The organism is Microbulbifer pacificus (assembly GCF_033723955.1).
Taxonomy (GTDB): Bacteria; Pseudomonadota; Gammaproteobacteria; order Pseudomonadales; family Cellvibrionaceae; genus Microbulbifer; species Microbulbifer pacificus.
This window is the reverse complement of the sequence record NZ_CP137555.1, coordinates 401,820-424,865: the sequence shown is the minus strand read 5'-3', so window position 1 is coordinate 424,865 and position 23,046 is coordinate 401,820. Positions and strand designations below refer to the sequence as shown.

The 23,046-nt window shown below is 59.7% G+C and carries 21 protein-coding genes; 15 read left to right on the top strand and 6 right to left on the bottom strand.

Translation table 11 applies throughout. The features are described 5' to 3' along the window. Window positions 1-341 precede the first annotated feature (341 nt). On the top strand, window positions 342-1,091 hold the full coding sequence (locus tag R5R33_RS01795) for an alpha/beta hydrolase (RefSeq protein WP_318954373.1): 750 nt from the start codon (window positions 342-344) through the stop codon (window positions 1,089-1,091). A 71-nt stretch (window positions 1,092-1,162) separates the two neighbouring features. Continuing rightward, entirely contained in the window at window positions 1,163-1,840 is a 678-nt protein-coding gene (locus R5R33_RS01790; protein WP_318954372.1) for a hypothetical protein, read from the top strand. A gap of 149 nt (window positions 1,841-1,989) precedes the next feature. Here the strand turns inward: R5R33_RS01790 and R5R33_RS01785 are convergent, their stop codons facing one another. Next, on the bottom strand, window positions 1,990-3,306 hold the full coding sequence (locus R5R33_RS01785) for an MFS transporter (RefSeq protein WP_318954371.1): 1,317 nt from the start codon (window positions 3,304-3,306) through the stop codon (window positions 1,990-1,992). A 197-nt stretch (window positions 3,307-3,503) separates the two neighbouring features. Here R5R33_RS01785 and R5R33_RS01780 point away from each other — a divergent pair, with 197 nt between their 5' ends. The 13 genes from R5R33_RS01780 (at window position 3,504) to R5R33_RS01720 (ending at window position 17,431) form a co-directional block, all read left to right on the top strand. Beyond that, window positions 3,504-5,216 carry a carbon-nitrogen hydrolase family protein gene (locus tag R5R33_RS01780; protein WP_318954370.1) on the top strand — a complete coding sequence of 571 codons (1,713 nt, stop codon included), beginning with the start codon at window positions 3,504-3,506 and terminating at the stop codon, window positions 5,214-5,216. A gap of 149 nt (window positions 5,217-5,365) precedes the next feature. Next, window positions 5,366-6,112 carry a hypothetical protein gene (locus R5R33_RS01775; RefSeq protein WP_318954369.1) on the top strand — a complete coding sequence of 249 codons (747 nt, stop codon included), beginning with the start codon at window positions 5,366-5,368 and terminating at the stop codon, window positions 6,110-6,112. A 94-nt stretch (window positions 6,113-6,206) separates the two neighbouring features. Beyond that, window positions 6,207-7,493 (top strand): acyl-CoA dehydrogenase family protein, encoded by a 1,287-nt coding sequence (locus R5R33_RS01770; protein ID WP_318954368.1) that lies wholly within the window; start codon window positions 6,207-6,209, stop codon window positions 7,491-7,493. Between the two features lie 6 nt (window positions 7,494-7,499). After that, the gene (locus tag R5R33_RS01765; protein ID WP_318954367.1) at window positions 7,500-8,942 is read left to right on the top strand and encodes an aldehyde dehydrogenase family protein; all 1,443 of its coding nucleotides are present in this window, start codon (window positions 7,500-7,502) and stop codon (window positions 8,940-8,942) included. Next, window positions 8,906-9,784 carry an alpha/beta fold hydrolase gene (locus R5R33_RS01760; RefSeq protein WP_318954366.1) on the top strand — a complete coding sequence of 293 codons (879 nt, stop codon included), beginning with the start codon at window positions 8,906-8,908 and terminating at the stop codon, window positions 9,782-9,784. Before R5R33_RS01765 ends, R5R33_RS01760 begins: the two co-directional genes overlap by 37 nt. A 56-nt stretch (window positions 9,785-9,840) precedes the next feature. After that, on the top strand, window positions 9,841-10,449 hold the full coding sequence (locus tag R5R33_RS01755; RefSeq protein ID WP_318954365.1) for an isochorismatase family protein: 609 nt from the start codon (window positions 9,841-9,843) through the stop codon (window positions 10,447-10,449). A 51-nt stretch (window positions 10,450-10,500) separates the two neighbouring features. After that, entirely contained in the window at window positions 10,501-11,715 is a 1,215-nt protein-coding gene (locus tag R5R33_RS01750; RefSeq protein WP_318954364.1) for an FAD-dependent oxidoreductase, read from the top strand. Window positions 11,716-11,770: 55 nt separating this feature from the next. Continuing rightward, window positions 11,771-12,604, top strand: a complete 834-nt coding sequence (locus R5R33_RS01745; protein WP_318954363.1) for a maleate cis-trans isomerase family protein — start codon at window positions 11,771-11,773, stop codon at window positions 12,602-12,604. A 42-nt stretch (window positions 12,605-12,646) separates the two neighbouring features. After that, a complete protein-coding gene (locus R5R33_RS01740) occupies window positions 12,647-13,855 on the top strand; it encodes an MFS transporter (protein WP_318954362.1) in 1,209 nt (402 codons plus the stop codon). Between the two features lie 73 nt (window positions 13,856-13,928). Beyond that, window positions 13,929-14,705, top strand: a complete 777-nt coding sequence (locus R5R33_RS01735) for a maleate cis-trans isomerase family protein (RefSeq protein ID WP_318954361.1) — start codon at window positions 13,929-13,931, stop codon at window positions 14,703-14,705. A 60-nt stretch (window positions 14,706-14,765) separates the two neighbouring features. Continuing rightward, a complete protein-coding gene (locus R5R33_RS01730; RefSeq protein ID WP_318954360.1) occupies window positions 14,766-15,965 on the top strand; it encodes a CaiB/BaiF CoA transferase family protein in 1,200 nt (399 codons plus the stop codon). Between the two features lie 17 nt (window positions 15,966-15,982). Continuing rightward, the gene (locus R5R33_RS01725) at window positions 15,983-16,900 is read left to right on the top strand and encodes a hydroxymethylglutaryl-CoA lyase (protein ID WP_318954359.1); all 918 of its coding nucleotides are present in this window, start codon (window positions 15,983-15,985) and stop codon (window positions 16,898-16,900) included. Between the two features lie 84 nt (window positions 16,901-16,984). Then, on the top strand, window positions 16,985-17,431 hold the full coding sequence (locus R5R33_RS01720; RefSeq protein WP_318954358.1) for a DUF2141 domain-containing protein: 447 nt from the start codon (window positions 16,985-16,987) through the stop codon (window positions 17,429-17,431). Between the two features lie 38 nt (window positions 17,432-17,469). Here the strand turns inward: R5R33_RS01720 and R5R33_RS01715 are convergent, their stop codons facing one another. The 5 genes from R5R33_RS01715 to R5R33_RS01695 all read right to left on the bottom strand — a co-directional run bounded on the left by R5R33_RS01715 (window position 17,470) and on the right by R5R33_RS01695 (window position 22,923). Then, window positions 17,470-18,942: an aldehyde dehydrogenase family protein gene (locus R5R33_RS01715; protein ID WP_318954357.1), complete on the bottom strand. Its 1,473-nt coding sequence runs from the start codon at window positions 18,940-18,942 to the stop codon at window positions 17,470-17,472. A 13-nt stretch (window positions 18,943-18,955) separates the two neighbouring features. Further along, a complete protein-coding gene (locus R5R33_RS01710) occupies window positions 18,956-19,822 on the bottom strand; it encodes an isocitrate lyase/PEP mutase family protein (RefSeq protein ID WP_318954356.1) in 867 nt (288 codons plus the stop codon). 33 nt (window positions 19,823-19,855) lie between these two features. Beyond that, a complete protein-coding gene (locus R5R33_RS01705) occupies window positions 19,856-20,668 on the bottom strand; it encodes a hypothetical protein (protein WP_318954355.1) in 813 nt (270 codons plus the stop codon). A 9-nt stretch (window positions 20,669-20,677) separates the two neighbouring features. Further along, entirely contained in the window at window positions 20,678-22,012 is a 1,335-nt protein-coding gene (locus R5R33_RS01700; RefSeq protein ID WP_318954354.1) for an MFS transporter, read from the bottom strand. A 113-nt stretch (window positions 22,013-22,125) separates the two neighbouring features. Continuing rightward, window positions 22,126-22,923 (bottom strand): SDR family NAD(P)-dependent oxidoreductase, encoded by a 798-nt coding sequence (locus R5R33_RS01695; RefSeq protein WP_318954353.1) that lies wholly within the window; start codon window positions 22,921-22,923, stop codon window positions 22,126-22,128. Between the last annotated feature and the right edge of the window lie 123 nt (window positions 22,924-23,046).

The window sequence follows — 23,046 nt, the reverse complement described above, 5'->3', positions numbered from 1 at the left end:
CATTCCCCATCAACTCTCCCCGCCGTCTGCTCCCCGGCAGGCGGTAAGCAGACTGCTTCACAGAATGATTCTCCGGTGGTGAAAATTCCGCCATTGTTTTTCCAATGACTGCAATTCGCTATTGCAGTCACTTGCAGTTGCACACTATAAAGAAAACGCATAAAGATATATTAATATAACGTTATGTGTTTATGCTTTTAAAATGGCGTTGCTGTCTGGCAGACGTCGCCGAAGGTTGTTGCTTTGTGGTCCTGCGTTGGTGCGCCCGGGGGAGGGCGTCCGTGCGGTTGGGCATCGGCTGGCCAGAACCCTGATCCACTACAACCATTCGGGAGAAAGCCATGAGGCTAATCAGACTTGTGAAGATGGCGGCATTGATTGCCGCAACATTTATGTACCACGCTACCGCCAATGCGGATGCCCAGGCTGAGGTAGACGCGGCCATGACGTCATCGCCATTGGTGAAAGTATTCCAGAAACGCGACTGGGTCGGTGTCTCCCTGTTTTTCGGTTTCCAGCCCGCCCAGCCGGTCTCTTCTAAAGGGTTAATTATTTATCCGGGCGCTTTCGTAGACCCCCGCGCTTATGCGCCACTCGCTCGCCACTTTGCTGACCTCGGTTATCGCGCTGCAGTGGTAACTCCGCCCTTTAACCTGGGGCTGCTTGGAAGTAATTATGCGGACTATGTAAAGTTGTACTGGAAGGGTGATGTCAACGGCTGGGTGATCGGTGGCCACTCATTGGGTGGTGTCGTTGCTGCTGACTATGTGAATATCCACCGCGCTTCCTGGGATCTGGTTGATGCTCTTTTCCTGCTTGCGGCCTACCCCCAGGATCTTGCCAATCTGGCGACGCTAGATATCCCCATTACCTCGATATGGGGGGCTGTCGATGGTCTGACCACCGAGCAGGATATCGAGGACAGCAAGGCCAGGCTGCCGGCCCATACAAAATATGTACGTATCGAGGGTGGCAACCATACCCAGTTCTATTACTCAGATACCCTGCAGAGTGACGACAATCCCGCGCTGATCAGCCGGGACGCTCAGCAGGCCATTGTCGAGCAGGAAATCGCCACACTTCTGAATTAAATTTGAAGTCTGTGTAGTGCCACGCCGGTTCGCAAGGGCCGGCGTGTTTATGTCTGGAAATAGGGGAGCCCATGCTCAGCTTTTTGTTTGTCGCACTCGCTTTGTCGCACCTTAGTCTGTTTGTGTGGAGTTGGCGGCAGCCAGCCGTGGGTTTCCCGAGCTGGTTCCTGCGCTGTCTATTATTGGCGCTGACATTCGACAACCTGGTGATCGCGCTAGGCCCAATACTAGTCGAATCGCCGAGCTACCTCTTGTTAAGCACGCTGCGCTTCTGGGTGCATGCCCTGGTGTTGCCCTGGCTATTGGTGTTTGTTGCCTGTGTTTTGCAGGGCAGGGTAAAAAGTGCGCGCGTGCGCTACTGGCTGCCGCCGATTGCCTGCCTGCTTGCCGCTGTAGCCGTTATCGCGGGATATGTCTTTGATCTCGCATCCCTTGAGCTGGTCCGCGCAGACTATTACCCGCGCCTTGTGGCCAGTGTTGCCCAGCCGCCATTTGCCACCATCGCGGTCAACTTGTTGGTAGTGATTGCCGGGATCTGGTTGTGGCGCACTGGGAAGTGGCCCTGGCTATTTGCGGGTGCGCTGCAGATTTTCCTGCTGAATGGCGTGGCTGCCGGGCGTGATTGGGGCTTTTGCGTTGGCAACATGGCGGAGCTGGTATTTGTGTTTAGTCTGTGCGCCACCTTGTATGTATTGACGCAGTCCGGCGATACCTGTCGCTTGGGTCCAGTAAGCGCTGCGATACAGTAAATTCCAGTATCTCCCTGATAATCGTTTTCTGACACTGCTATTGCGTGCTCGTCACTTCCTGATCCCATTGCTCGACACATTCAAAGAGTGCCACCAATAAAAAAGCCCGCAGCAGCGGGCTTTTTTGTGCTTGGTAAAAACGGCGATGGTTACGCAGTTTCACCGACCAATTGCGTCCGCGCTTCACCACTCGCAGAGCGCCGTTCCAGAACAATCGCCCACACCAGCACCAGCGTTGCCACCACACTGAAAAACACAAACGGCCCCGAAGCGCGCCAAGTATCAAACAGGTAACCGCCCACGACGCTCGCCGCCAGAATACCCACGGCACCGGACAGGGTGAAGAATCCGATGACCGCGCCGCGGTGGGATTCCGGGGCCTGCTGGGCCACGAGTACGCCACTGGTGATGATGCAGCCGATTTCCCCGAGGCCGATCAGTACGGCGCATACGATCATCCCCGGGGTGAACGGGTCGTGGATGAAAATGGTGGAGCCGTAGCCGATGGCGGAGATCAGCAGTGCGATGATCAGTGCGCGCACGCGGGTAATTTTGTCGGCCATGATGCCGAACACGGGTGCGGCGAGCGTTGCGCATCCCTGGGCGATAGCGATAAACATGCCCGCGCGGGCCAGTGCGTCCGCAGGGCTCATACCCATCTCGGCGGTGCCGTAGTTGGTGACCCACAGGGAAAAGAAGGTGCCCACGATCATCAGGTTGCCGCGCGCCACAAATGAGGCGCCGTAGGCGAGGGCGATTTGCGGGTCCTTTGCGGCGCGCAGGCCGTTGCGGGCGATGCTCAGCAGGCTTTCGCTGTGCTCACTGGGGGCGCGACTGCTGCCGGGCTTGAGGCCGATCAGCATCAGAATCCCGGTGATAAAGGATATCGCGGCCACAATGCTGTAGGTCTGGATGCCCGCTTCATGGGCGGTGGCGCCGCCGCGCTGGAGTATGGCCGGGAGTTGCAGCAGCAGGAACACGCAAATCATGGCACCGACGCCGTTCATCACACCTTGCAAGCCGGTGGCGAGGCCCCGACTTTCGTCCCGCACATAGTCCGCAACCAGGGCGACAATGGTGGTGGTAACCGCCGCCAGTCCGACCGCATAAATCAGGCGGATGATGAGTAGTTCGCCCAAATTGCTCGCGTGGGGGTAGAGCGCGATTCCTGCGGACATCAGTAGGAAACCGATACCGGTAATCGGGCGACGGCCGAAACGGTCGGAGAGCGGGCCAAAGATCGCGACGGCAATGATGATGGCAATCTCGGCCCAGAAGTTCAGCAGCCCGCTCACCATGCCGTGGCGTTCCTGCGGGATATTGAGGAATTCTGTCAGCAGGAATGGCTGGCTCTGGGGAATGAAGGAGGCGAACATGATGGCGGTGAGGCAGGCGAAGTAGAATGTCAGCACATTCGGAACAGTCACGTTTTCCGCGCGGAACCAGCGTTCCTGTTGAGTGGTCATGGCAGTGTCTCCCTGATGATCCGTAAATGCGTTTTTCTTGTCTGGCGCGAACTTTGTGTCGTTATTACGTCACCGGATCTTATTTGGATTCTTGTTGAAAAGATATAATGATAGTAGTTTATAACAAATGACCCGATAACAATCAGAAAGGCTTCCCACATACGGAGGGTGAGGCCGTCTTGGAGGTAGATCGCAAAATGAGCAACAACACCATTCGCGTGGCGGCGGCGCAATTCCATGTGGGTACCGATGTGGATGCCAACCTGGCTACGGTACTGCGCATGCTGGACAAGGCGGCTGAGGGCAAGCCGGACCTGGTCGTACTGCCGGAATTCTGCAATCACCTGTCGTGGTATGACAGCCAGGAACACTGCGCCGCGGTATCGGTGACCCTGGACGGCCCCTTCCTGGCGGCGGTGGCCAAAAAGGCGCGGGAGCTCAGTGTGCATGTGGTGGTTAATTGCACCGTGGTGCGCGATAACGGCACGGTGACCGGCTCCAGCCTGCTGTATTCTCCGCAGGGGCAGTTGATTGGCGACAACACCAAGCAGATCTACATCGGCCATGAAAACGATTTCCTTGAGTCTGCGCATGCGCCCGGGCCGGTGGTGGAGACACCGCTGGGGCGACTCGGTCTCTACGCCTGCATGGATGGCGTGATCAACGAGCCGCCCCGTACCCTGGCGCTGCGTGGCGCGCAAATTTTATGTAACAGCCTGAACTCCTTTGCCAGCGATGAAGGCTCGCTGCACGTACCAGTACGTGCACCGGAGAGTCGTGTATTTATCGTCGCGGCCAACAAGGTTGGGCCGCTGGTGCCAGAACCGATCCTGGTGCCGGTCAGTGAAGCCACCGGTATTCCGCTGAAGTTTCTGAGTGGTGCGGGCGAGAGCCAGATCGTTGCGCCAGACGGCACGGTTTTGGCCTGCGCGTCCATGGACCGTGAGGAAGTGGTTTTTGCGGATATCGACCCGTCGCAGGCGGATTACAAGCGTCGTGCCGACGGTACCGACGTGATCGCCAGCCGGCGTCCGGAACTGTACCAGGCGATTTCCCAGGACCCGGCGAACCAGCCCTATCCCCAGTGGAAGGGTGCTGCGGAGCTCGCCGCCGCGGTAGTCGATCCGATGGCGGTTGGTCGTGAAGGTTTGCGCGAAGCCGCGTCCCTGGTGCCGCAGGCCATCGCCGGCGGCGCCAGGCTTGTGGCGGTACCGCCGCTGCTAGATGCGGACACCATTGCCGCAGACTTGCCGGCCGCACTGGATTTCGCCGGCGAGGTGGTCGAAACCCTGCGCCAGTGTTGTGAGGGTGGAAGCTTTGTTTCCACGTCACTGCCGCTGCGCGGTGAGGATGGAGAACCCCGTTACTGCGCGCTGGTGATCGGTGCCGAGGGCGTGTTGCTCGCCCAGGCACAGGTGCACCGCAGCGTGCGCTTTGCGTGGTCGGCACCGGTGGATGAATTCAAAACCCTGGAGCTGCCATTCGGCCGCATTGCGGTGATGACCTCCGACGACAGTATTTATCCGGAGAGCTTCCGCCTGCTGGCGATGGCCGGCGTGGATACCGCGGTGGTGCCACTGGAGCCCATGGAGGCCTGGGAATTGCGCACCGGTTTGCTGGAGCGCTCGGCGGAGAACCGCATCAACCTGCTCGCCGCGGCCATCGGCTCGCCGTTGGGGCAGGGGTTTGCTACTGCACTGCAGCGGGACTTCACCGTATTGACAGAGTGGAAGGAGCGTCCCTTTGATGGCCTGCTGAGCCAGCCGGAACTCCATGTGCTGCCGGCCGGCGAGAAACTGCTGGCGGTAACGCTGTACCCGGCAGCGGCGGAAAACAAGGAAGTCTCCCGCAATACCGATCTGGTGACCAATCGCCCGTGGAAATTGTGCGGCCCGATTACCGCGGTTTAAGCGCGGGGCGAGCGTAAATTTACCCTAGGTTTCCTGGTGCGTTGTTGGTTGGCGCCTTATTGAGAATTATCAATGTGGCGCCGCCGCGACTTGCCGACAATCAGTCTCAACACAACATCCCAACATAATAAATACGTCCGGAGTCCGTTATGAGTGCAGCTTCACTGCCCCAGGCACTGGCACAGAAAACCCGCGACCAGCTCATCGAAAAACTCGGCCTTACCGAGATCCCCGGTGAAGACGGCGGCCCTTACATGACACTCGAAAGCCACGCGCCGATGGCGCAGGGGAAGGTAGGTGAGGTGCGGGTCTACTCCGGCGGCGGACTGCAGCAGATGATCACCTGTGCATTGGTAGTACCGCAGATCGGTCTCGACTCCCACATGCTGTTTGCGTTTACCCCGGGTGAAAGTGCGGTACCGCATTTCACCCTGGATTCCGTGAGCGGTGGCCCCTACTGCGCTTTTCACCTCGACCTGGTGCCGCGCCTCGATCTCGGTGCGAACCTCGCCTACATGGATGAGGTGTATACCCCGCTGACCGAGACCTGCAAGGCCGCGCGCGCGATGGAAGGTTTGAGTACCGCGCAGCTGGATATCCGCCAGCTGGCGGTGATGTCGCCATGGATGCTGGTTCACCGCGCCACGCCGGAAGCGTTCGCGAAGATCGACGACACCGTGAGTGCCTACCTGGATCACTGGTTCGCGCTGCTGGAAAAAGGCGTGAGCGAAAAGGCGCTGGAAGCCGTTGACAGCGCCGCGCTGGCGGAGCGGGATCGTCGCAACCGCGAAATCGTTTTCGATCCGCAGGTGGATAAAGTCTGGAATCAGATCAGTGGCTTGATTGGCCGTGACAGCAGCGAAGCGCTGCGGGCGCTGCTGAAAAACAACGCCTGAATGTTGTTCGAAAGAGTTGAGTAGAAAATCGTATCTGGAGTGATCGCTCCGGTGTCGTACTGAGCGCACAGGATAAAACGGGTAGGGGATAATTATGAAACTGACCGGTGAAGTACTGCTCGAGGATATGAGCGAGGCGGAACGCGCCCGCGCGGAAGTGGTGGAGTCGGTATTGTCGGCCGTGCGGGCAGTCGCACGCGAGGTGGATGCCAACGCCCAGTTTCATATGCCGCACGTGCGCCACTTCAGTGAAGCGGGCTTGCTCGGCCTGATTATCCCCACCGAATACGGCGGTCTTGGCGGCGGCTTGCGCGATCTCGCGGCGGCCTGCTTTGCCCTCGGTTCTGCCTGCCCGTCAACGGCGCTGGCGTTCTTCTTCCATTGCAGCGCCGCATCCCGTGGCCTGCTGGCAATGGAAGCACTGGAAGCCGGATTGTTCAACGACGAAGAAGCACCGGTGGTGCGCCGCTTCGCCGAGAGCGTGCTTTACGGCATGGGGCGTGACGGTTTCTGGTTTGCGAATTTCGCCAGTGAGTCGGTGAAGTCGGAAAAGGCCGCAGTCACCATCAGTACCGAGGCGCGCAAGGTCGATGGCGGTTACCTGCTGAACGGGGTGAAATCCTTCGGCACCGGCACCGGTGTTGCGGACAAATACCTGGTAACCGCGAGTCTCGCCGGTTACGACACCGCGGAAGGGCTCTGTACTTTTTTTGTGGATCGCGATGGCGAGGGCGTGCGCCCGCGTGCACCCTGGGATGCGATCGGCATGCGCGGTACCAGTTCTGGCGGCATCGTGCTGGAAAATTATTTTGTGCCGGATGAACTGGCGCTGGCCATTCCCGGTGCCTTTACCCGCTGCATGCAGATGAGCCGCGGCAGTTTTGTCGGCAACCAGATGGCGGCGGTGTGCGGTTATGCCGGTGCCGCACACACGGCCTACCAGAATGTGCTGCATCATCTGACCGAGAAAAAATTCGCCGACACCGGCAAGCCCATCGGCACCGCGCCCTATCAGCAGGAGCTGATCGGCAAGATGATGGTTGATCTGCAAACCTCCATCCTGTGGCTGCGCCGCCAGTTGCAGCTGGAAACCAGCGAGCCGCCGATTGCGCCCAAAAATGAAGTGATCAAGCAGTGGCGCCTGTGCAAGGGTGTGGTGGCGGAGTGCGGTTTCAGCATTGCCGCCAACGCGCTCAAGGCCAGCGGTACCTCCGGCACCATGGGTGATCCCGCCCGTTTCCTGCGTGAACTGACCATGGGCATAGTGCAGGCGTTTCCCGCTGAACGCGGCCGTTTGATGGCGGCGCAGATGGAAGTGGAGGGCGCTGAGCAGAACCTGTTTGGTGTTGCAGATAAAGCTGCAGAAAAAGAGCCAGGCTGAGCCGACATGGAAACCACAAAGATGCTGATCGGGGGTGAGGCGGTATCTGCGGCGAGCGATGCCACCTTCGACGTCATTGCTCCGGCGACCGGAAGTATAGTTGGGCAGGTGCCGCGCGCCGGCGCCACCGATGTGGACCGCGCAGTAAGGGCGGCAGCCCGTGGCTTCGATGACTGGTATCGCCTGCGCCCGGCAGAGCGGGAAGCGGCGCTGTTGCGCGCGGCAGACCTGGTGGCCCGGGAAGGCCATGCACGATTTCTGGATACGCTGATCGACGAAAGCGGCTCCACCATTACCAAGGCGCGGGGCGAAATCGCCTATACCGTGGATCTCCTGCGCACTGCGGCTGGCGAAGCGCGCCGGCTGTATGGTGAGACGTTTCCCAACGACGATCCCCGTCGTATCTCCATGGTGATCCGCGAACCGCTCGGCGTGGTTGCGGTCGTGTCTCCCTACAATGCGCCGCTGTCACTGCTCACAAAAATGTGTGCCTTTCCATTGGCAGCGGGCAACAGCCTTGTGATTAAACCCTCCGAAGAAACCCCGCTGACGGCGCTGGCGTTCGGCCGCTTGCTGCTGGATGCCGGTGTGCCTCCGGCGGCGGTGAGTGTTGTCACCGGCTTCGGTGCCGAGTGCGGTGCCGAGTTGATCAATCATCCGGGTGTGCGCTGTATTGCGCTCACCGGCTCCACCAATACCGGCATTGCCGTGGGGCAGTCCGCATTGGGGCGTATGCGCCGTATGCAGCTGGAACTCGGTGGCAAGAGCGCGCTGCTGGTCTTGCGCGACGCCGACCCGCAACAGGCGGCGAAAATCGCGGCCCAGGGTATTTTTACCCACGCCGGCCAGATCTGCATGGCGAACTCGCGCATCGTGGTTGAACGGGAAATTTACCAGCCGTTTATCGCCGCGCTGAAAGCGGAAGCGGAATCCCTGTACCTGGGTGATCTGCGCGATGAGCGCACGGTTTACGGGCCGCTCATTAATGGGCGCGCGGTGGAGAAAGTACTGGAACATGTGCGCGAGGCGGTTGCTGGCGGGGCGGAACTGCTCACCGGTGGCGAGGTTATGCACGGCCTGGTGGTGAAGCCGACCGTGCTGCTTGAACCGCCGCGCAATTGCAGTGCCTGGCGCGAGGAAAGCTTCGGCCCTGTCACCAGTGTGGTGGCGGCGGACGATCTCGAACAGGCCATCGAATTTGCCAACGACAGCGACTATGGGCTTTCCGCCGCAGTGCTGACCCACAACTTGCAGTGGGGGCTGCACGCGGCACGGCGCATCGCGTCCGGTGCGGTGCACATCGGCATGCACGCGTTTCAGAGCAATGCCTTGGCACCCATTGGCGGCGTAGGCCTGTCCGGTGTTGGCCGCAGCGGTGGCCATTACAGTACCGAGGAATTTACCGAAGTTAAGTGGATCAGCGCCGACGTTGGGAGCCTGCCGCGGTGATCGAGCCGTTCCCGAGCACTATTCGACGCGGCTATCTCGATGCGGAGCTGTGTGGCGAATTTGCACAACTGCACTTCCGCAGCTGTGGTCGCGAAGAGGCGCCGCTGGTGCTGTTGTTGCACCAGACCCCCAGCTCTTCGGCGATGTACCAGAATCTGATGCCGTTGCTGGCCAGGGATTTTTTTGTTCTGGCGATCGATACCCCAGGATTCGGCAACAGCGATCCGCTTCCAGCAACTTTTCCCGGTGGAATCTCCATCGCCGGCTTCGCCGATGCCATCTATCGCGCAGTGAGTTCGAAATTCGATCGCCCTGCACTGGTGTTCGGGCACCACACCGGTGCCGCCATTGCGGTGCAGCTGGCGTTTGACCAGCCCGCATTTGTGCGCGCTCTGGCCCTTAGCGGCCCCACACTGCTGACCGACGAACAAAAGGCCGCGTTGCCACTGGCGGCGCAGACAATTGCCGCGGATGCGGAAGGTGCGCACTGGCAGCGGATGTGGCAGCGCTTGCGGGCAAAAGATCCACAGGCGGAACTCTCCCTCAGCCAGCGTGAAGCCCTGCTGGCGTTTACCTGTGGTGATTATTACGAAGCGTCCTACCGCGCGGTGGTGGAGCAGGATGTGGTTCCGCAGCTGGCGGCTATCCAGTGCCCGACGCTGGTATTTGCCGGTGGTCGCGACCTGTTGCGTGCCGCAGTGGAGCCGACGGTGCAGCTGCTGCCTAAGGGCAGGGCGGCAGAGCTGCCGGAAGATGCCGGCACCTACGTCTGTGATCGCCAGCCCGCTGCGGTCGCCGAATTGTTACAACCATTTTTTCTCGAAATCGTCAGGGCCGGTTGAAGTTCTCGCAGGCCTTTCAAAAAACCATAGCTAGCTGGACAAGGTGCAGGTCAAACATGGATCTGGAACGAAAAAGTCTCGGTCTTGGTAAGCGACCGGCGTTGTTGCTGGTGGACATGGTGGTGGGATTTACCAGCAGCCGTTGCCCGCTGGGTACCGATTGCCCCGATGTGGTGGAAGCCAACCGCGTTTTGCTGGAGCGCTTCCGCGCCCTGGGGCTGCCGGTGGTGTTTACCACCGTGGTCTATCACCACGACGGCGAAGCGCGGGTGTTTCGCGATCGCATCAAGCATCTCAACTTGCTGACGCCCGACTCGGAGTGGGTGCAGATCGATCCGCGGCTGGCACCGCGCGAAAACGAGCCCGTGATCAGCAAGCAGTGGGCGAGCAGTTTCCATCGCACGAGCCTGGACAGCTGGCTGCGGGAGCAGGGCGCGGATTCGCTGGTGGTGACCGGGCTTACCACCAGCGGCTGTGTGCGCGCGACGGTGGTGGATGGCCTGCAGTACGACTACCCGGTAGTGGTGCCGCGCGAGGCGGTGGGCGATCGCAACCCGGAAGCGCACACGGCCAACCTGTTTGATATGCACGCAAAGTATGCCGACGTGATGGCACTGTCCGAAGTACTTGCACAATTACCTGAAACCCGGGCGGAGACGGCTTGAGCCGCGCGTAACCGGTATCCGAAAACTTAAAACAATAATTGGCGAGTGGTTATGTCTACACAGCAACCCGTGATCATCGCCGGTGCCGGTCCCAGTGGCTGTGTGCTGGCCCTGTCGCTGGCCAAGCAGGGTATTCCTGTGCGGCTGCTGGAAAAGTGCGAGCGTCTACCTATCGATTTGCGGGCATCCACCTTTCACCCGCCGTCGCTGGAAATGATTGCAGACCTCGGCGACGGCATCATCGAAAAAATGCTGGCGCGGGGGCTCAAGGCCGATCGCTACCAGTACCGGGATCGCAGCACCGGCGAGGTGGCGACCTTCGATATGTCCCTGATCGCCGATGAAACCCGCTTTCCGTTTCGCCTGCAGCTGGAACAGTACGAGCTGACCCAGTTCGTTTGCGAGGTATTGCAGGATTATTCCTGTGCAGAAGTGCGCTTCGGTTGTGAGCTGATCGATTACGAACAGGAGGCCGGTGGCGTTACCGCAATTGTGCGCACCGGCAATGGGGAAGAGCGACTCTCCGGCAGCTACCTGGTCGGTGCCGAGGGCGCACGCAGTGTGGTGCGCAAAAAATCCGGCATCGGTTTTATGGGCTTTACCTACGACGAAAAATTCCTTGTGGTCAGCACCAGTTTCCCGTTCGAACAGGTGTTTGAGGATTTCTCCTGGGTGAACTATGTATCGGACCCGGAAGAGTGGTGCGTGATCCTGCGTACCGACAAGCTCTGGCGCGTGCTGGTGCCGGTGTTCCCTGCCAGCGAGGAAGAGGAAGCCTATTACCTGTCCGACGAATTTGTGCAGTCGCGCCTTAAACGCCTGCACGATCGCGGTAGCGACTACGACATTCACCACCGCAGTATCTATGCGGTAAACCAGCGTGTGGCGGAAACCTACGTCCAGGGCCGTGCCTTGTTGGTCGGTGATGCCTGCCATATCAACAACCCGCTGGGCGGCATGGGCATGAATGGCGGCCTGCACGACGCGTTCAACCTGGCGGACAAGCTGAGTCAGGTGCTATTGCAAAACGCGGACCCGGAAACGGCCTTTGCCGTATACGACCGCCAGCGCCGTGGTCTCGCCGTGCAGTTTGTGCAGCGTCACACCATCGAGAACAAGAAACTGATGGAAGCCCGCGACCCGGATGTACAGCGCAAACGCCAGCAGATGCTGATGGAAACCGCCGCCGACCTCGAGCGCGCGCGAGCCTTCCTGCTGGAACGTTCGATGATCAATTGCGTGCGCGAGAGTCTCGCAGTCCAGTAATTCCTGTTCGAATAGAACAGTCTGCTTTTGGCCATCGGCCCGGAGAGAAAACAACATGGCATTTCCAACCCAGATCGATCTGTCGAAAACCCGCGAGCGGTCGCAGCTGACCAATGGCCACCGGGATAACTATATCGGTCACCGCGCCAAGATCGGCGTGGTGATCCCGTCCACCAATACCTCGGTGGAATACGACTGCCAGCGCCTGCTGCCGCGCGGCGTCACCTGGCACACGACGCGCTTCATGATCGACCACCCGGACCTGAGCGACGACGCCAACTTTATGCGCTTTCTCGAGCGGTTGCGGGAAACCATCGGCGACTCCATCGAGAGCCTGATGACCTGCAAACCCGACCACGTGATGATGGGGATGTCCGCGGAGACTTTCTGGGGCGGTATCAAGGGCAACGACGGCTTTGTCGACCGCATCCAGGAGTTGGTGGGCGAGGGCACCGGGCTTACCACCGGCGCCAACGCGGTTATTTCCGCGCTGGAGGCGTTGGGTGTGCCGGAGCAGTCGGGCAAGACCTTGTCCATCCTCACGCCCTATCAGCCGGTGGGTGACAAGAACGTGCGGCTGTTTTTCGAGGATGCCGGCTACCGTATCAAGCATCTCGTAGGCCTGCGCTGTGCCAACGCCCACGATGCCATCGCGCTGGTGCCGGAGCCGCAGATTCTGGATATCGTGCGCGAGATCGACGGTGACGACGTGGATGCGATCGTGCAGGTGGGTACCAATCTGTCCACCCTCGGCGTATTCCCGGCCATGGAAAAAATGCTGCAGAAACCGGTATTGCCGATCAACGTGGCGACCTGCTGGCACGCACTGCGCAGCTGCGGCATACAAGACCGTTTCGACAATATGGGTTGGCTGCTGGAAGAGCACTGAGCCAGGTCCGCGTATTAACCATCGCCAGGAGGCGAAGCGACCATGATGATCGCGGTATTTATTGTTCTGCTGGACATGATCGGCTTTGCAATCATGTTGCCGATCCTGGCCTATTACGCGCTGCAATTGGGGGCCAGCCCCGGCATGGCGACCTTCTGTATGGCGCTTTACGTCATCGGCATGTTTTTCTCGACCCCGATATGGGGGCGTCTCAGTGACCGCTTCGGGCGCAAGCCGATCCTGATGATAAGCCTCGCGGGGGCAGTGCTCGGTTATGTGGTTCTGGGTTTTGCCTCCGCGGTGTGGATGGTGGCTGTCTCCCGCCTGTTCAGTGGCCTTATGGCCGGCAACCTGTCGGTGGCCCAGGCCTACGTGGCCGACGTGACCACCGAGCAGGATCGGGCCAAGGCGATGGGTATGCTGGGTGCGGCATTCGGTATCAGCTTTATCGTCGGGCCTGCGCTCGGTGGCTACCTCGCCGGTGACAGTTTCGCCGATGCCAACCTGCAGCTGCCGGCCATGGTTTCCGGATTGTTGTCCCTGTCGGCGTTACTGGTGGTGGTTTTCTTCCTGAAGGAGAGCCTGCCCGGGGGTGCGGACAATCCGCGAGTGACAGTGTCCTCCCGGGAGGTTATTTCCTGGATTGGTGGCCGGCGCAGCCTCTGTCTGCTGCTGGCAGGGGTACTGGTCTATAACCTCGCGGCCGGGTTTGTAGAATCCGTATTCCCGATCTGGGCGGACGCCACCAATATCGCACACGGCCCCAAAGACCTGGTACCGGTACTGCTGGCCGCCGGGATCGCCATGGTGATCGTACAGGGCGGATTGATCGGCCCGCTGACGCGCGCTTTCGGGGAGCGCCGATTGATGCGCGCCGGTGCGGTGATATTCGGGATATCAGTGATCCTGGTAACCCTGGCCGGCTCAATCGCCAGCGTGCCGGCAGTGGCAGCGGCGTTGATGTCGCAGGCGGTGGGCGCGGCCTTCGTACTGACCTCCATGCAGTCGCTCACGTCCAAAGAGACGGTGGCGGGCAATCGCGGCGCCGTGATGGGTATTTACAATGCCCTGGGCACGCTCGGCCGGGGGATGGGGACGGCGCTGACGGGTTCGGCGTTTGCCGGTATCGGTGTGCATGCCCCGTATTATCTCGGCGCCACCCTGATGGGCCTGCTGTTGATCATTGCGCTGATGTTGAGAGCCCCGCGCGTTGAGACTACGGCGCCGGTCGCTTCCGAAGCAGCCACCTGAAATTCTTGATAATTGTCATGCCGGCCGCCGCGGGCGGCCGGTATAACTTCCGGAAGAACATCTGGGAGTTTCTATGGATAATTATCAAATCGCCCGCCGCGCGCAGATCGGCGTCATCATTCCCTCCACCAATACCGGGGTCGAATACGACCTGCAGCAGATACGCATCGACGGCGTTACCTGGCATCCCTCCCGCTTTTGGATCGAATTGCGCAACTGGTCCGACGAAATGTCCCGCAGTGGTGACGACGAAAACACCGTGTTTGAGCGCTTCCTTGAAATCATGCGCGGAGAGATTCCTGTATCAATTCGTAACATCCTTTCCGCCAAGGTTTCCCACATCATGTTGGGTATGTCCGCGGAAACGTTCTGGGGTGGGCTCGAAGGAAATATCGCCTTTGAACGCGAGATTCGCGACCAGATTGGTGATCTTGGGCTCACAACCGGTGCAGGAGCGACCAAAGATGCACTGAACTGCTTTGGGGCTAAGCGCATTTCGGTGATTACTCCTTATCCACCGGTGGGCGATGACAACGTGCGGCGCTTCTTCTCCGATATCGGTTTTGAAGTGGTGAACGTCAAGGGAATGAACAGACCATCGGCTACCGCCATTGCAGAAACCTCGATCCAGGACGTCATACAAGCAGTGAGGGAAGTGGATGGTGACGATGTCGACGCGATCATCCAGTGCGGCACCAACCTCTCCACCATGGATATTTTCCCAACCCTCGAACACTGGCTGCAGAAACCCCTGATTCCAATCAACATCGCCACCGTCTGGCACGCATTGCGGGCCTGCGGCATTGAAGACCGGATCACCGGTAAAGGCCGTTTGCTGGAAGAATTCTGAGTAAATGGTACAGATGGCAACGGTGCAGCTTGATTTAAGTGAACACGTGGAGAGTTGTGGATGAATAAGGCATTGAAAGGTATCCGAATCCTTGATTTGACGCATATGTTGTCTGGCCCCTACGGCGCGATGATTCTCGCCGACCTGGGTGCAGATATGATCAAGGTGGAGCCTCTGGCGGGAGAGGGCACACGCAAATTGCTCGCCAATGATCCAGAAAATTCCATCGACGGTTTCGGTGCCTATTACCTGACTCTGAACCGCAACAAACGCAGCGTGGCGCTGAACCTGAAAAGCGAGCGCGGGCGCCAGGCGTTCTATGACCTGGTAAAGCAGGCGGATGTGGTCATCAGCAATTTCGGCCCCGGCGTACCAGAGCGACTCGGGATTGATTATGAAACCTTGAGTGAAATCAACCCGCGCATCATTACCTGCTGTGTCTCCGGTTTCGGCTCCGACGGCCCCGGCGCAAGGCGCCCGGCGTTCGACCAGGTAGCCCAGGCCTACGGCGGCGGCATGTCGATTACCGGTGATGATCCGAACAACCCGGTGCGTGCGGGCATTCCCATCGGCGACCTTGGCGGCGGCATGTTTGCGGTGATGGGTATTCTCGCGGCGGTGGCGGAGCGCGCAACCAGCGGTCGCGGTCAGCACGTGGATATTTCCATGGTGGATTGCCAGATTTCCATGCTGAACTATATGGCCACCATGTTCTTCCTCAGTGGCAAGAACCCTTATCCCATCGGCAACGCGCATTTTGTGCATGTTCCCTACAACAGCTACGCCACTAGCGACGGCTTTGTCATCATCGCGGTGATCACCGACAATTTCTGGCAGAACCTGAAGCCGGTGGTGAAGGTGCCGGAATTTGATGATCCCAAGTACGACGGTCAGCCCGGTCGCTTTGCGGACAAGGATTTTATCGACGCGAAACTGGCGGAGATCTTCGCCACCGATACCACCGACAACTGGTTGGCACAGCTGGAGGAGCAGCGCATTCCCTGCGCGCCGATCAACAACCTCGAGGGGGCCCTTAGCGATCCGCAGGTGCTGCACCGCAATATGGTGGTGGATATCGCCCATCCCAACGGCAAGACCACCAAGGCGCCGGGCAACCCGATCAAACTGTCGCGCACTCACGAAGATTCCTTTTCACCAGCACCGCATATCGGTCAGCACACCGACCAGATCCTGAGCCAACTGTGTGGCTATACCCAGGCGGATATCGAAGCGCTGAGGGAAAGTGGTGACGCGGGCTGATTTCGGGAGATGACCGTATGCGCGAAAAAATACTGATCAACGATGTGGGGCCCAGGGACGGATTGCAGAACCAGTCCCGGGTACTGACCGTGGCACAGCGGGTGCAACTGATTCAGGCTCTGCTCAATGCGGGCGTGCGGTCGGTGGAGGCGGGGGCCTTTGTCTCGCCGAAAGCGGTGCCCGCCATGGCCGGAACTGATGAGGTTCTCGCCGGCTTGCCTGCGGATACGGGGGCAGATTTCCAGGTCCTTATCCCGAACCTGAAAGGCTATCAGCTGGCGCGCAGCTCGGGTGCCAACACCGTGGTGCTGGTGGTGTGTGCCAGCGAGACCATGAACCAGCGCAATGTGCGTATGTCGGTCGACGAATCGCTGGTGCAGGCGAGGGAAATCTGTGCGGCCGCACGGGTCGATGGCGTGCGTGTGGTGGCCTGCATCGCCGTGGCCTGGCGCTGTCCTTTCGAGGGTGCGACGGATCCGGTCAGGGTGCTGGATCTTGCCGGGCGCTTGTTTGCCATGGGGGCCGATGACGTGAACATTGCCGATACCATCGGCGCGGCCAACCCCATGGCGGTAGCGCGGTTGATGGGAGAGCTGGCGCGGGAGTACAGTGCCGATAGGTTGGCCTGTCATTTCCACGACACCCGTGCTTTCGGGGTTGCGAATGTCTATGCCGCGGTCGAAGCGGGAATCCGCAAGTTCGACAGTGCAATTGGTGGTATTGGCGGTTGCCCGTTTGCGCCGGGGGCCACGGGCAATGTGGCAAGTGAAGATGTGGTGATGTTGCTGGAGCAGATGGGTTTCGATACCGGGATTGATCTGCCGGCGCTGATGGCCGCGGGCCAACTGGTCGGTGATATGCTGGGTATCGCTGCCGGCGGTAGGGCCTATGCCTGGCGTCGTTTGCAGCTGGAAAAGCAGGTGCCGATCATCTGATTTCGCGTACAGTACGTAACACGACAACGGTATCGTTTTACCGCATTTTTTACTGCTTTTTTTAACGACAAGGAGAGCTGGCCGATGAACCATCCAATACTTCGTCTCTGTCGGGGTGCGCTGCTGTTTTTCACCTGTGGCGTGGGGTTTGCCAGCGCGGAGACCGCGAACGTCCGGCTGATGGTATCGAATGTCCATTCCCAGGTAGGGAAGTTGTACATATCGGTGTACGACTCAAAAGACACCTTTCTCGGCGATACCAAGTTTTATGCAGAAGAGGTGGGGCTCGAGAATCTCAAGGATGGAAAGCTCGAAGTGGATCTGAGCCTGCCCTACGGTAAATACGCCATCACCGTGCACCACGACAACAATGCCAATGGCAAAATGGATCGTAATTTCGTCGGTATCCCGAAGGAGCCGGTGGGACTGTCCAATGGTCATGTTCCCCGTTTTGGTCCGCCAAAATTCTCCAAGGCGTTGATCGAGATAGCGCAGCCGGAACAGGTTGAAGCTATAGCGCTGATCGATTGAGCTGGGTATTTAGCTAAACCAGCAAACAAAGAAGGGGGCTATCGCCCCCCGAGCAGATCCTGTGGCGAAACGCCGATCACCCGCGCCCCGGTAAAGAATTCGATGGACTGGGCGTGGCCTTCCTCACCCAGGCCGGACAGGCCCCAGGCGCTGCGCGGCGTTCCCTCACCGATGCTGAGCAGGCTGTAGCCGTTGATCTTCACCCCACCGGTGCGCATGCGCCGGGCAAACGCGAAGGCCCGCTCAATGTTTTCACTGTACACATAACCTGCAAGTCCGAGATCGGTGCCGTTGGCCAGTGCCAGTGCCTCATCGTCATTGCGGAAACTGTGTACCGCCGCCACCGGCCCGAAAATTTCCTCGCGGGTGTCTTCCGGCTGGCAACCGTCCACCAGCGTCGGCGCAACAAAGTTGCCTTGCAGGTCCGGCAGTGGGGTTGAAGAAAGCAAGTGTCCACCGTGTGCCTGCAGGCGTTCAATATCCGCCAGAATCTGCTCGAAATGTCCGCGGTGTACCAGCGGCCCCATATCACTCGCTTCGTCGAGGGAGTGGCCGAGGCGGAAGCCGGACAGCAGGCTCAACACCTTGTCGAGCAACACGTCTTTCACGGATTCATGCACCAGCAGGCGCCCGAGCGCGCGACACCACTGGCCATTCAGGTTGGTGAGGCCGTAGACGATACCGGTGGCAGCCTTGTCCAGGTCGGCGTCCTCGAAAACTACCAGCTGGTTATTGCCGCCGAGTTCCAGTTGGGTGGGGATAAAGTCGGCGGCACAGGCGCGCGCAATGGCGCGACCGCCGGCCAAGCCGCCGGTGAAGGAGACCGCCTTGATGCGCGGGTCTTCCACCATTTTTCCCCCGACATTGCGATCCCCCAGCGTCAGCTGGAATGCGCCCTCGGGCAGGCCTGCGCGATGTGCAGCGCGCGCCATCATGATGGCGGAGTGCGGGGTGAATTCCGATGGCTTGAGAATACAGGGAGCACCGGCAGCCAGGGCGCTCGCCACCTTGTGGGAACCGATGGCGGTGGGGCCGTTCCAGGGGGCGATCAACAGCGCCGGTCCCCAGGGGCGTTGCAGGTATTCCACCTCCCCGCAGGGGCCGGGTACCTTGCGATCCAGATGTCCCTGGCGCAGATAGGCGGCAGCGCCGCGAAACACCAGTGGCAAAATTTTCGCCATCTTGCGGGTGGTGCGGATCACGGCACCGGAGGTAAGGCTGTCGGCAACAGTGATGGTCTCCGCGTACTCCTCACCCGCGAGCTCTTCGGCCATTTTCTCCAGCAGCACGGCGCGTTCCTGGGCCGGAGTTTCCTCCCAGGTTCCATCGCTATGGGTATGGTCTGCCACCTCAAGCGCGGCCGACACCTGCTGCATATCGCTGTTGCGGCGCTCCTGCAGGGGTTCACCGGTGTTGGCATCGCAGAGATACTGGCCGCGGCTGATGGCGGGAGCAGAAAAGGCGCCGCCGATGTAATTGGTGAGTTCCGGAAGTTGATCATCACGGCTCATAAAACGGTACCGATTATTCGTATTGGTATTCTTCGCTCGCCGCCAACAGTTCGTCGGCGCCGAGCAGGCTGTTCACCGCGGTCAGGTCGATCATCTGGTCGCGCATAGATTGCAAGTGGCCACTGTGGCGCAGCTCCGCCAGCATTTTCTGGGCGGCGGGGATGAACAGATGTAGCAGGGAAGCGGGGTAGAGGGCGATTCGGTAATCCAGGGCTTGCAGTTCTTCCAGCGTCTGCACCGGCGTGTTTCCACCCTCCACCAGATTGTGGATGAGCGGTGTGCGACGGCCGAACTGTGCGCCGATGATCTGCATCTGTTCCACGGTTTTCGGTGCCTCGATAAAAATCGCATCGGCACCGGCCTCGAGGTAGCGCTCGGCGCGCTCCAGGGCGTCTTCGAAACCGTGGACTCCGAGGGCATCGGTGCGGGCAAAGATCAGCGTGTCGCTGCTGTGCCGCGCATCCAGCGCTGCATGGATTTTGCCGACCATTTCACCGCTGCTGATCACCTGCTTGCCCTGCATATGGCCACAGCGCTTCGGCATCAGCTGGTCTTCCATCTGCAGCGCCGAGGCACCGGCGCGTTCGAAGGTGGCGACGGTGCGCTTCACATTGAGGGCGTTGCCGAAGCCGGTATCCATATCCACGATCAGTGGCAGCTCGGTGCGCTCACGGATCACCGCCACCGATTCCGCCACCTCGGCCGCGCTCACCAGCCCCATATCCGGGCGACCGAAGCGCGCAAAAGACAGGCAGGCACCGGACAGGAAGGCGGCCTCGAAGCCCGCCAGCTCTACCAGGCGGGCGCTGAGGCCGTCGTAGATGCCCGGCACTGACAGCACCGTGCCTCTCGCCAGTAATTGCTTCAGTGGTGCAGGCATGGTGCGGGCCTCAGTCTGGTTTCGTAGCACGCATCAAGAGCGTTCTTCGGCGCACAGGATGCGCACCAGGCGATCGGCCATGGGCTTGCCGACGAGACGCTCGGCAATCGGGTTGGCCGGGTCCAGGTGCACGATATTGCGGCGCACAAGCTGGTCGCGCTGTTTCAATTGCACGCGTACATCCGCGGATTCGACCGGCTTTGCCGCGTGCACCAGGCTCAGCCAGTGATCCACATAGGCAAAAATCTTGGGCTCGACCTTGGCGCGGTAAAACTCCAGCGGTACCACACCGGCCAGCGCTACCGGGGACAGGGAGGAGCGGATAAACGGCATCGCGGCATTGAACGGCTTCACGCCGGCTTCAAACAGGTCGTTCTGCAGTTCCATGTAGATGCTGTTCAGCGGCGCCAGGTATTTTTGCAGGTAATCAGGGTAGGCGACCGGTTCATAGCGCGGCATCGGGTCGATATAGAAAAACGCATCGGGCAGGGTGCCGAATGCCATTCCCAGGTGGGGAATGTCCACGCTGTCGTCCATGTAGATGGTCAGGTGAATATTGGTGAAGGTTTTCTGCGGTGTGCCGATGTTGGAGTGGATGATCCAGTCCACCGGTGACGCGTCACCGGTAAAGGTACGCATGCGGCCCACATGTTCGCCGTTCAGATCGTCAAAGGAGCGCAGGTCCTCACAGCGCAGGTCTTCCTTCAGTGAAAGGCTGCCCTGGATCATTTCCCAGATGGCGTCGCGGGTCGCCAGGACCGCGTTAAAGATTTCACTGGTATCGATATGAGTGCCTGTGTTCAGGTGCGCGGCAAATTCTTTGGTCAGGTTTTGTGCGTTTTCCATATCAATAACTCACACTTGGCTGGTTGAAATTTCAGGGGCGGAAACCTGAGCAGGTTCCCCATTCTTTTGGTTCAGTTGTTTGCGAAGCCACATGCTCCACAGGAATACCGCAAAATTGAGTGCGCCGAATAGTACAAATGGGGCACTCGGTGAAATTTTTGCGAATAACACGCCGCCGCCAGAGGTGCCAATCAGGATGCCGCAGGCACCGGCGACCCCGAAGAAGCCGATGGTAGCGCCGCGGTAGGCTTCCGGCGCCTGCTGGCCTACCAAAGCCTGGCTGCTGACAAAGGCACTGATCTCGGCAATGCCCATTACGAACAGCAGGCCGATGACCCAGTCGGCAGTGGGGTCGGAAACGAGGAAAACGGCACCGTATACGGCGGCGGCCAGTCCCGAAGCCAGGGCCACGGCGGTCACACGGGATGCGCGGTCGGCAATGAATCCCATGATCATGGAGCCGAGCAGGGCGCCGGCGACGGTTGCCAGCACCCGGGGAACCGCCAGTTGGAACAGGGCCTCGCTGGCACTGAGTCCGAGTTCGCGGGTGCCGTACTGCACCAGCCAGAGTGAAATGAAAGCGCCGGTTACCGCGAGATCGCCGCGGGAGATGAATGCGGCTCCGTAGGAGAGTGCCGTCTGTGGATCGCGCGCGGCCCTTAATCCCCCAACCAACGTGGCTTTGAAAGACTCCCTGGCGACAGAGGCGGTCTGCTGCATCTTAGTAGCCAGTCCCACCAGCGCAATGACCGCAGCAACGAGGCCTAGGGCACCGCCGATGGCGAAGGTCCACTGTTGCGCGGCCAGCTCGTCAAATCCGCGGCCGCTGAACACCTTGGGCAGGCTCGCCAGTATCGGCGGAACGAAAGCGCCGAGGGTCGCCATCAGTGCCTGTACGCCATTGGCGCGTCCGCGGGATTCGCCGGTCGCGTAATCTGCGACTACCGTCACCATCATGCCGATCATGGCCGCACTGCCAACGGCCACCAGCAGGCGGAACGCCACCAGTTGCGTTATAGATCCGGCGTGGGCGTAAAGTGCAAAACCAATGCCGGTGAGCGCAAGCCCGAATACGTAGACCGGGCGGCGGCCAAGGCGATCGGACAAGGCGCCGGCAGCGCCAAGGAGAAGGATAAACACCAGCTCCTGCAGCGCGCTGAGGAAACCCGTAAGCATGGCCTGGGTATCGGCGGCGATCCCCATGACATGCAATAGCCCCGGCTGAAGCACCGAAAGGGCACCGGCATATCCGGAAGAAATAAACACCGCAAACAGATAAGTGCTGAAGTTGCCGCGGGATATACCCGGGGCTAGTTGTATGCCAAGCCAGTGTGGTTGCGCCATGGTCGATAGCCTCGCCAGTGGGGATACTTTCGGTTTATTGTTTTGGGCCGTTTATTTTGGGGCCGTTTATTGTTCTGAATTGTTTGTTGTTCTGAATCGTTACAGGGCGGTGTTCAGAGCCCGTGCCGCGCGAACTGGTCTTCCCGCTTTCTGACCATGCCCACAAGCATGCGTGTGGCCATCTTGCCGCCGGTCAGCCAGCGGATTTTTTCGCCGCTTTTATTGCAGTTCAGTATTTTCTGGACCAAAAATTCCGCGACGGTATCGACCTGGTCCACCAGATTGTTCATGAACTTGCGCGAGCGGGCGAAGCGGTCCGGATTGGACCGGGCTTCGCGAATCACTGCGTCTGTGACCACCATGCCGGGACGGATCTTGCCCACCAGAATACCGCTTGGTTTCAGTTCCTTGCCCAGCGCATCGGTAAAGTAATCCAGCCCCCGTTTGGTGCTGCCATAGATGCCCATTCCCGGGAAATACTCGCCGTCGCTGCCGCCACCGAGCATATTGAAAATCTTGCCCTGGCCCTGCAGTTGCATACCGGCGGCTGCGACGCGGCATCCGTTGATGGTGCCCATTAGGTTGGTGTGCACCATCGCCTCGATTTCTTCCTGGGGAATATCCAGGATTGACCAGCCAGTGCGGGCCAGGCCGGCGTTGTTGATCCAGATGTCGACGCTACCGAGGGACACCTGTGCGTATTGCCACAAGGCTTCCACCTGCTGACGATCGCTGGTGTCACAGACGAAACCCTGGCATTTGCAGGCCGGTGTCTGCAGGCGATCCAGGGCTTCGCGGACGCTTTCGTTACTGCGACCGCTGATGATCACCTTGTGACCGCATTTGATAAATGCCTTGGCTAGACCGAAGCCGATACCCTTGGTACTGCCGGTGATGACGATGTTTGCCATGCTGCGAGTTCCCGGTGCAATGGTGCAATGAGGATAGGTTGTGGGAGTTAGTGTAATAAAGATATATCAATAGTACAATTGGGTGATTGATCGTCTTTCCCCATGGGACACCAGCGGGGTACT

Excerpts from the sequence above, each read along its gene's own strand:
- R5R33_RS01745 (WP_318954363.1), top strand. The coding sequence starts at position 11,771 with ATGGCATTTCCAACCCAGATCGATCTGTCGAAAACCCGCGAGCGGTCG.
- R5R33_RS01740 (WP_318954362.1), top strand. The coding sequence starts at position 12,647 with ATGATGATCGCGGTATTTATTGTTCTGCTGGACATGATCGGCTTTGCA.
- R5R33_RS01705 (WP_318954355.1), bottom strand. The coding sequence starts at position 20,668 with ATGGAAAACGCACAAAACCTGACCAAAGAATTTGCCGCGCACCTGAAC.
- R5R33_RS01700 (WP_318954354.1), bottom strand. The coding sequence starts at position 22,012 with ATGGCGCAACCACACTGGCTTGGCATACAACTAGCCCCGGGTATATCC.
- R5R33_RS01795 (WP_318954373.1), top strand. The coding sequence starts at position 342 with ATGAGGCTAATCAGACTTGTGAAGATGGCGGCATTGATTGCCGCAACA.
- R5R33_RS01785 (WP_318954371.1), bottom strand. The coding sequence starts at position 3,306 with ATGACCACTCAACAGGAACGCTGGTTCCGCGCGGAAAACGTGACTGTT.
- R5R33_RS01695 (WP_318954353.1), bottom strand. The coding sequence starts at position 22,923 with ATGGCAAACATCGTCATCACCGGCAGTACCAAGGGTATCGGCTTCGGT.
- R5R33_RS01730 (WP_318954360.1), top strand. The coding sequence starts at position 14,766 with ATGAATAAGGCATTGAAAGGTATCCGAATCCTTGATTTGACGCATATG.
- R5R33_RS01765 (WP_318954367.1), top strand. The coding sequence starts at position 7,500 with ATGGAAACCACAAAGATGCTGATCGGGGGTGAGGCGGTATCTGCGGCG.
- R5R33_RS01715 (WP_318954357.1), bottom strand. The coding sequence starts at position 18,942 with ATGAGCCGTGATGATCAACTTCCGGAACTCACCAATTACATCGGCGGC.
- R5R33_RS01790 (WP_318954372.1), top strand. The coding sequence starts at position 1,163 with ATGCTCAGCTTTTTGTTTGTCGCACTCGCTTTGTCGCACCTTAGTCTG.
- R5R33_RS01750 (WP_318954364.1), top strand. The coding sequence starts at position 10,501 with ATGTCTACACAGCAACCCGTGATCATCGCCGGTGCCGGTCCCAGTGGC.
- R5R33_RS01775 (WP_318954369.1), top strand. The coding sequence starts at position 5,366 with ATGAGTGCAGCTTCACTGCCCCAGGCACTGGCACAGAAAACCCGCGAC.
- R5R33_RS01725 (WP_318954359.1), top strand. The coding sequence starts at position 15,983 with ATGCGCGAAAAAATACTGATCAACGATGTGGGGCCCAGGGACGGATTG.
- R5R33_RS01770 (WP_318954368.1), top strand. The coding sequence starts at position 6,207 with ATGAAACTGACCGGTGAAGTACTGCTCGAGGATATGAGCGAGGCGGAA.
- R5R33_RS01710 (WP_318954356.1), bottom strand. The coding sequence starts at position 19,822 with ATGCCTGCACCACTGAAGCAATTACTGGCGAGAGGCACGGTGCTGTCA.
- R5R33_RS01780 (WP_318954370.1), top strand. The coding sequence starts at position 3,504 with ATGAGCAACAACACCATTCGCGTGGCGGCGGCGCAATTCCATGTGGGT.
- R5R33_RS01735 (WP_318954361.1), top strand. The coding sequence starts at position 13,929 with ATGGATAATTATCAAATCGCCCGCCGCGCGCAGATCGGCGTCATCATT.
- R5R33_RS01720 (WP_318954358.1), top strand. The coding sequence starts at position 16,985 with ATGAACCATCCAATACTTCGTCTCTGTCGGGGTGCGCTGCTGTTTTTC.
- R5R33_RS01755 (WP_318954365.1), top strand. The coding sequence starts at position 9,841 with ATGGATCTGGAACGAAAAAGTCTCGGTCTTGGTAAGCGACCGGCGTTG.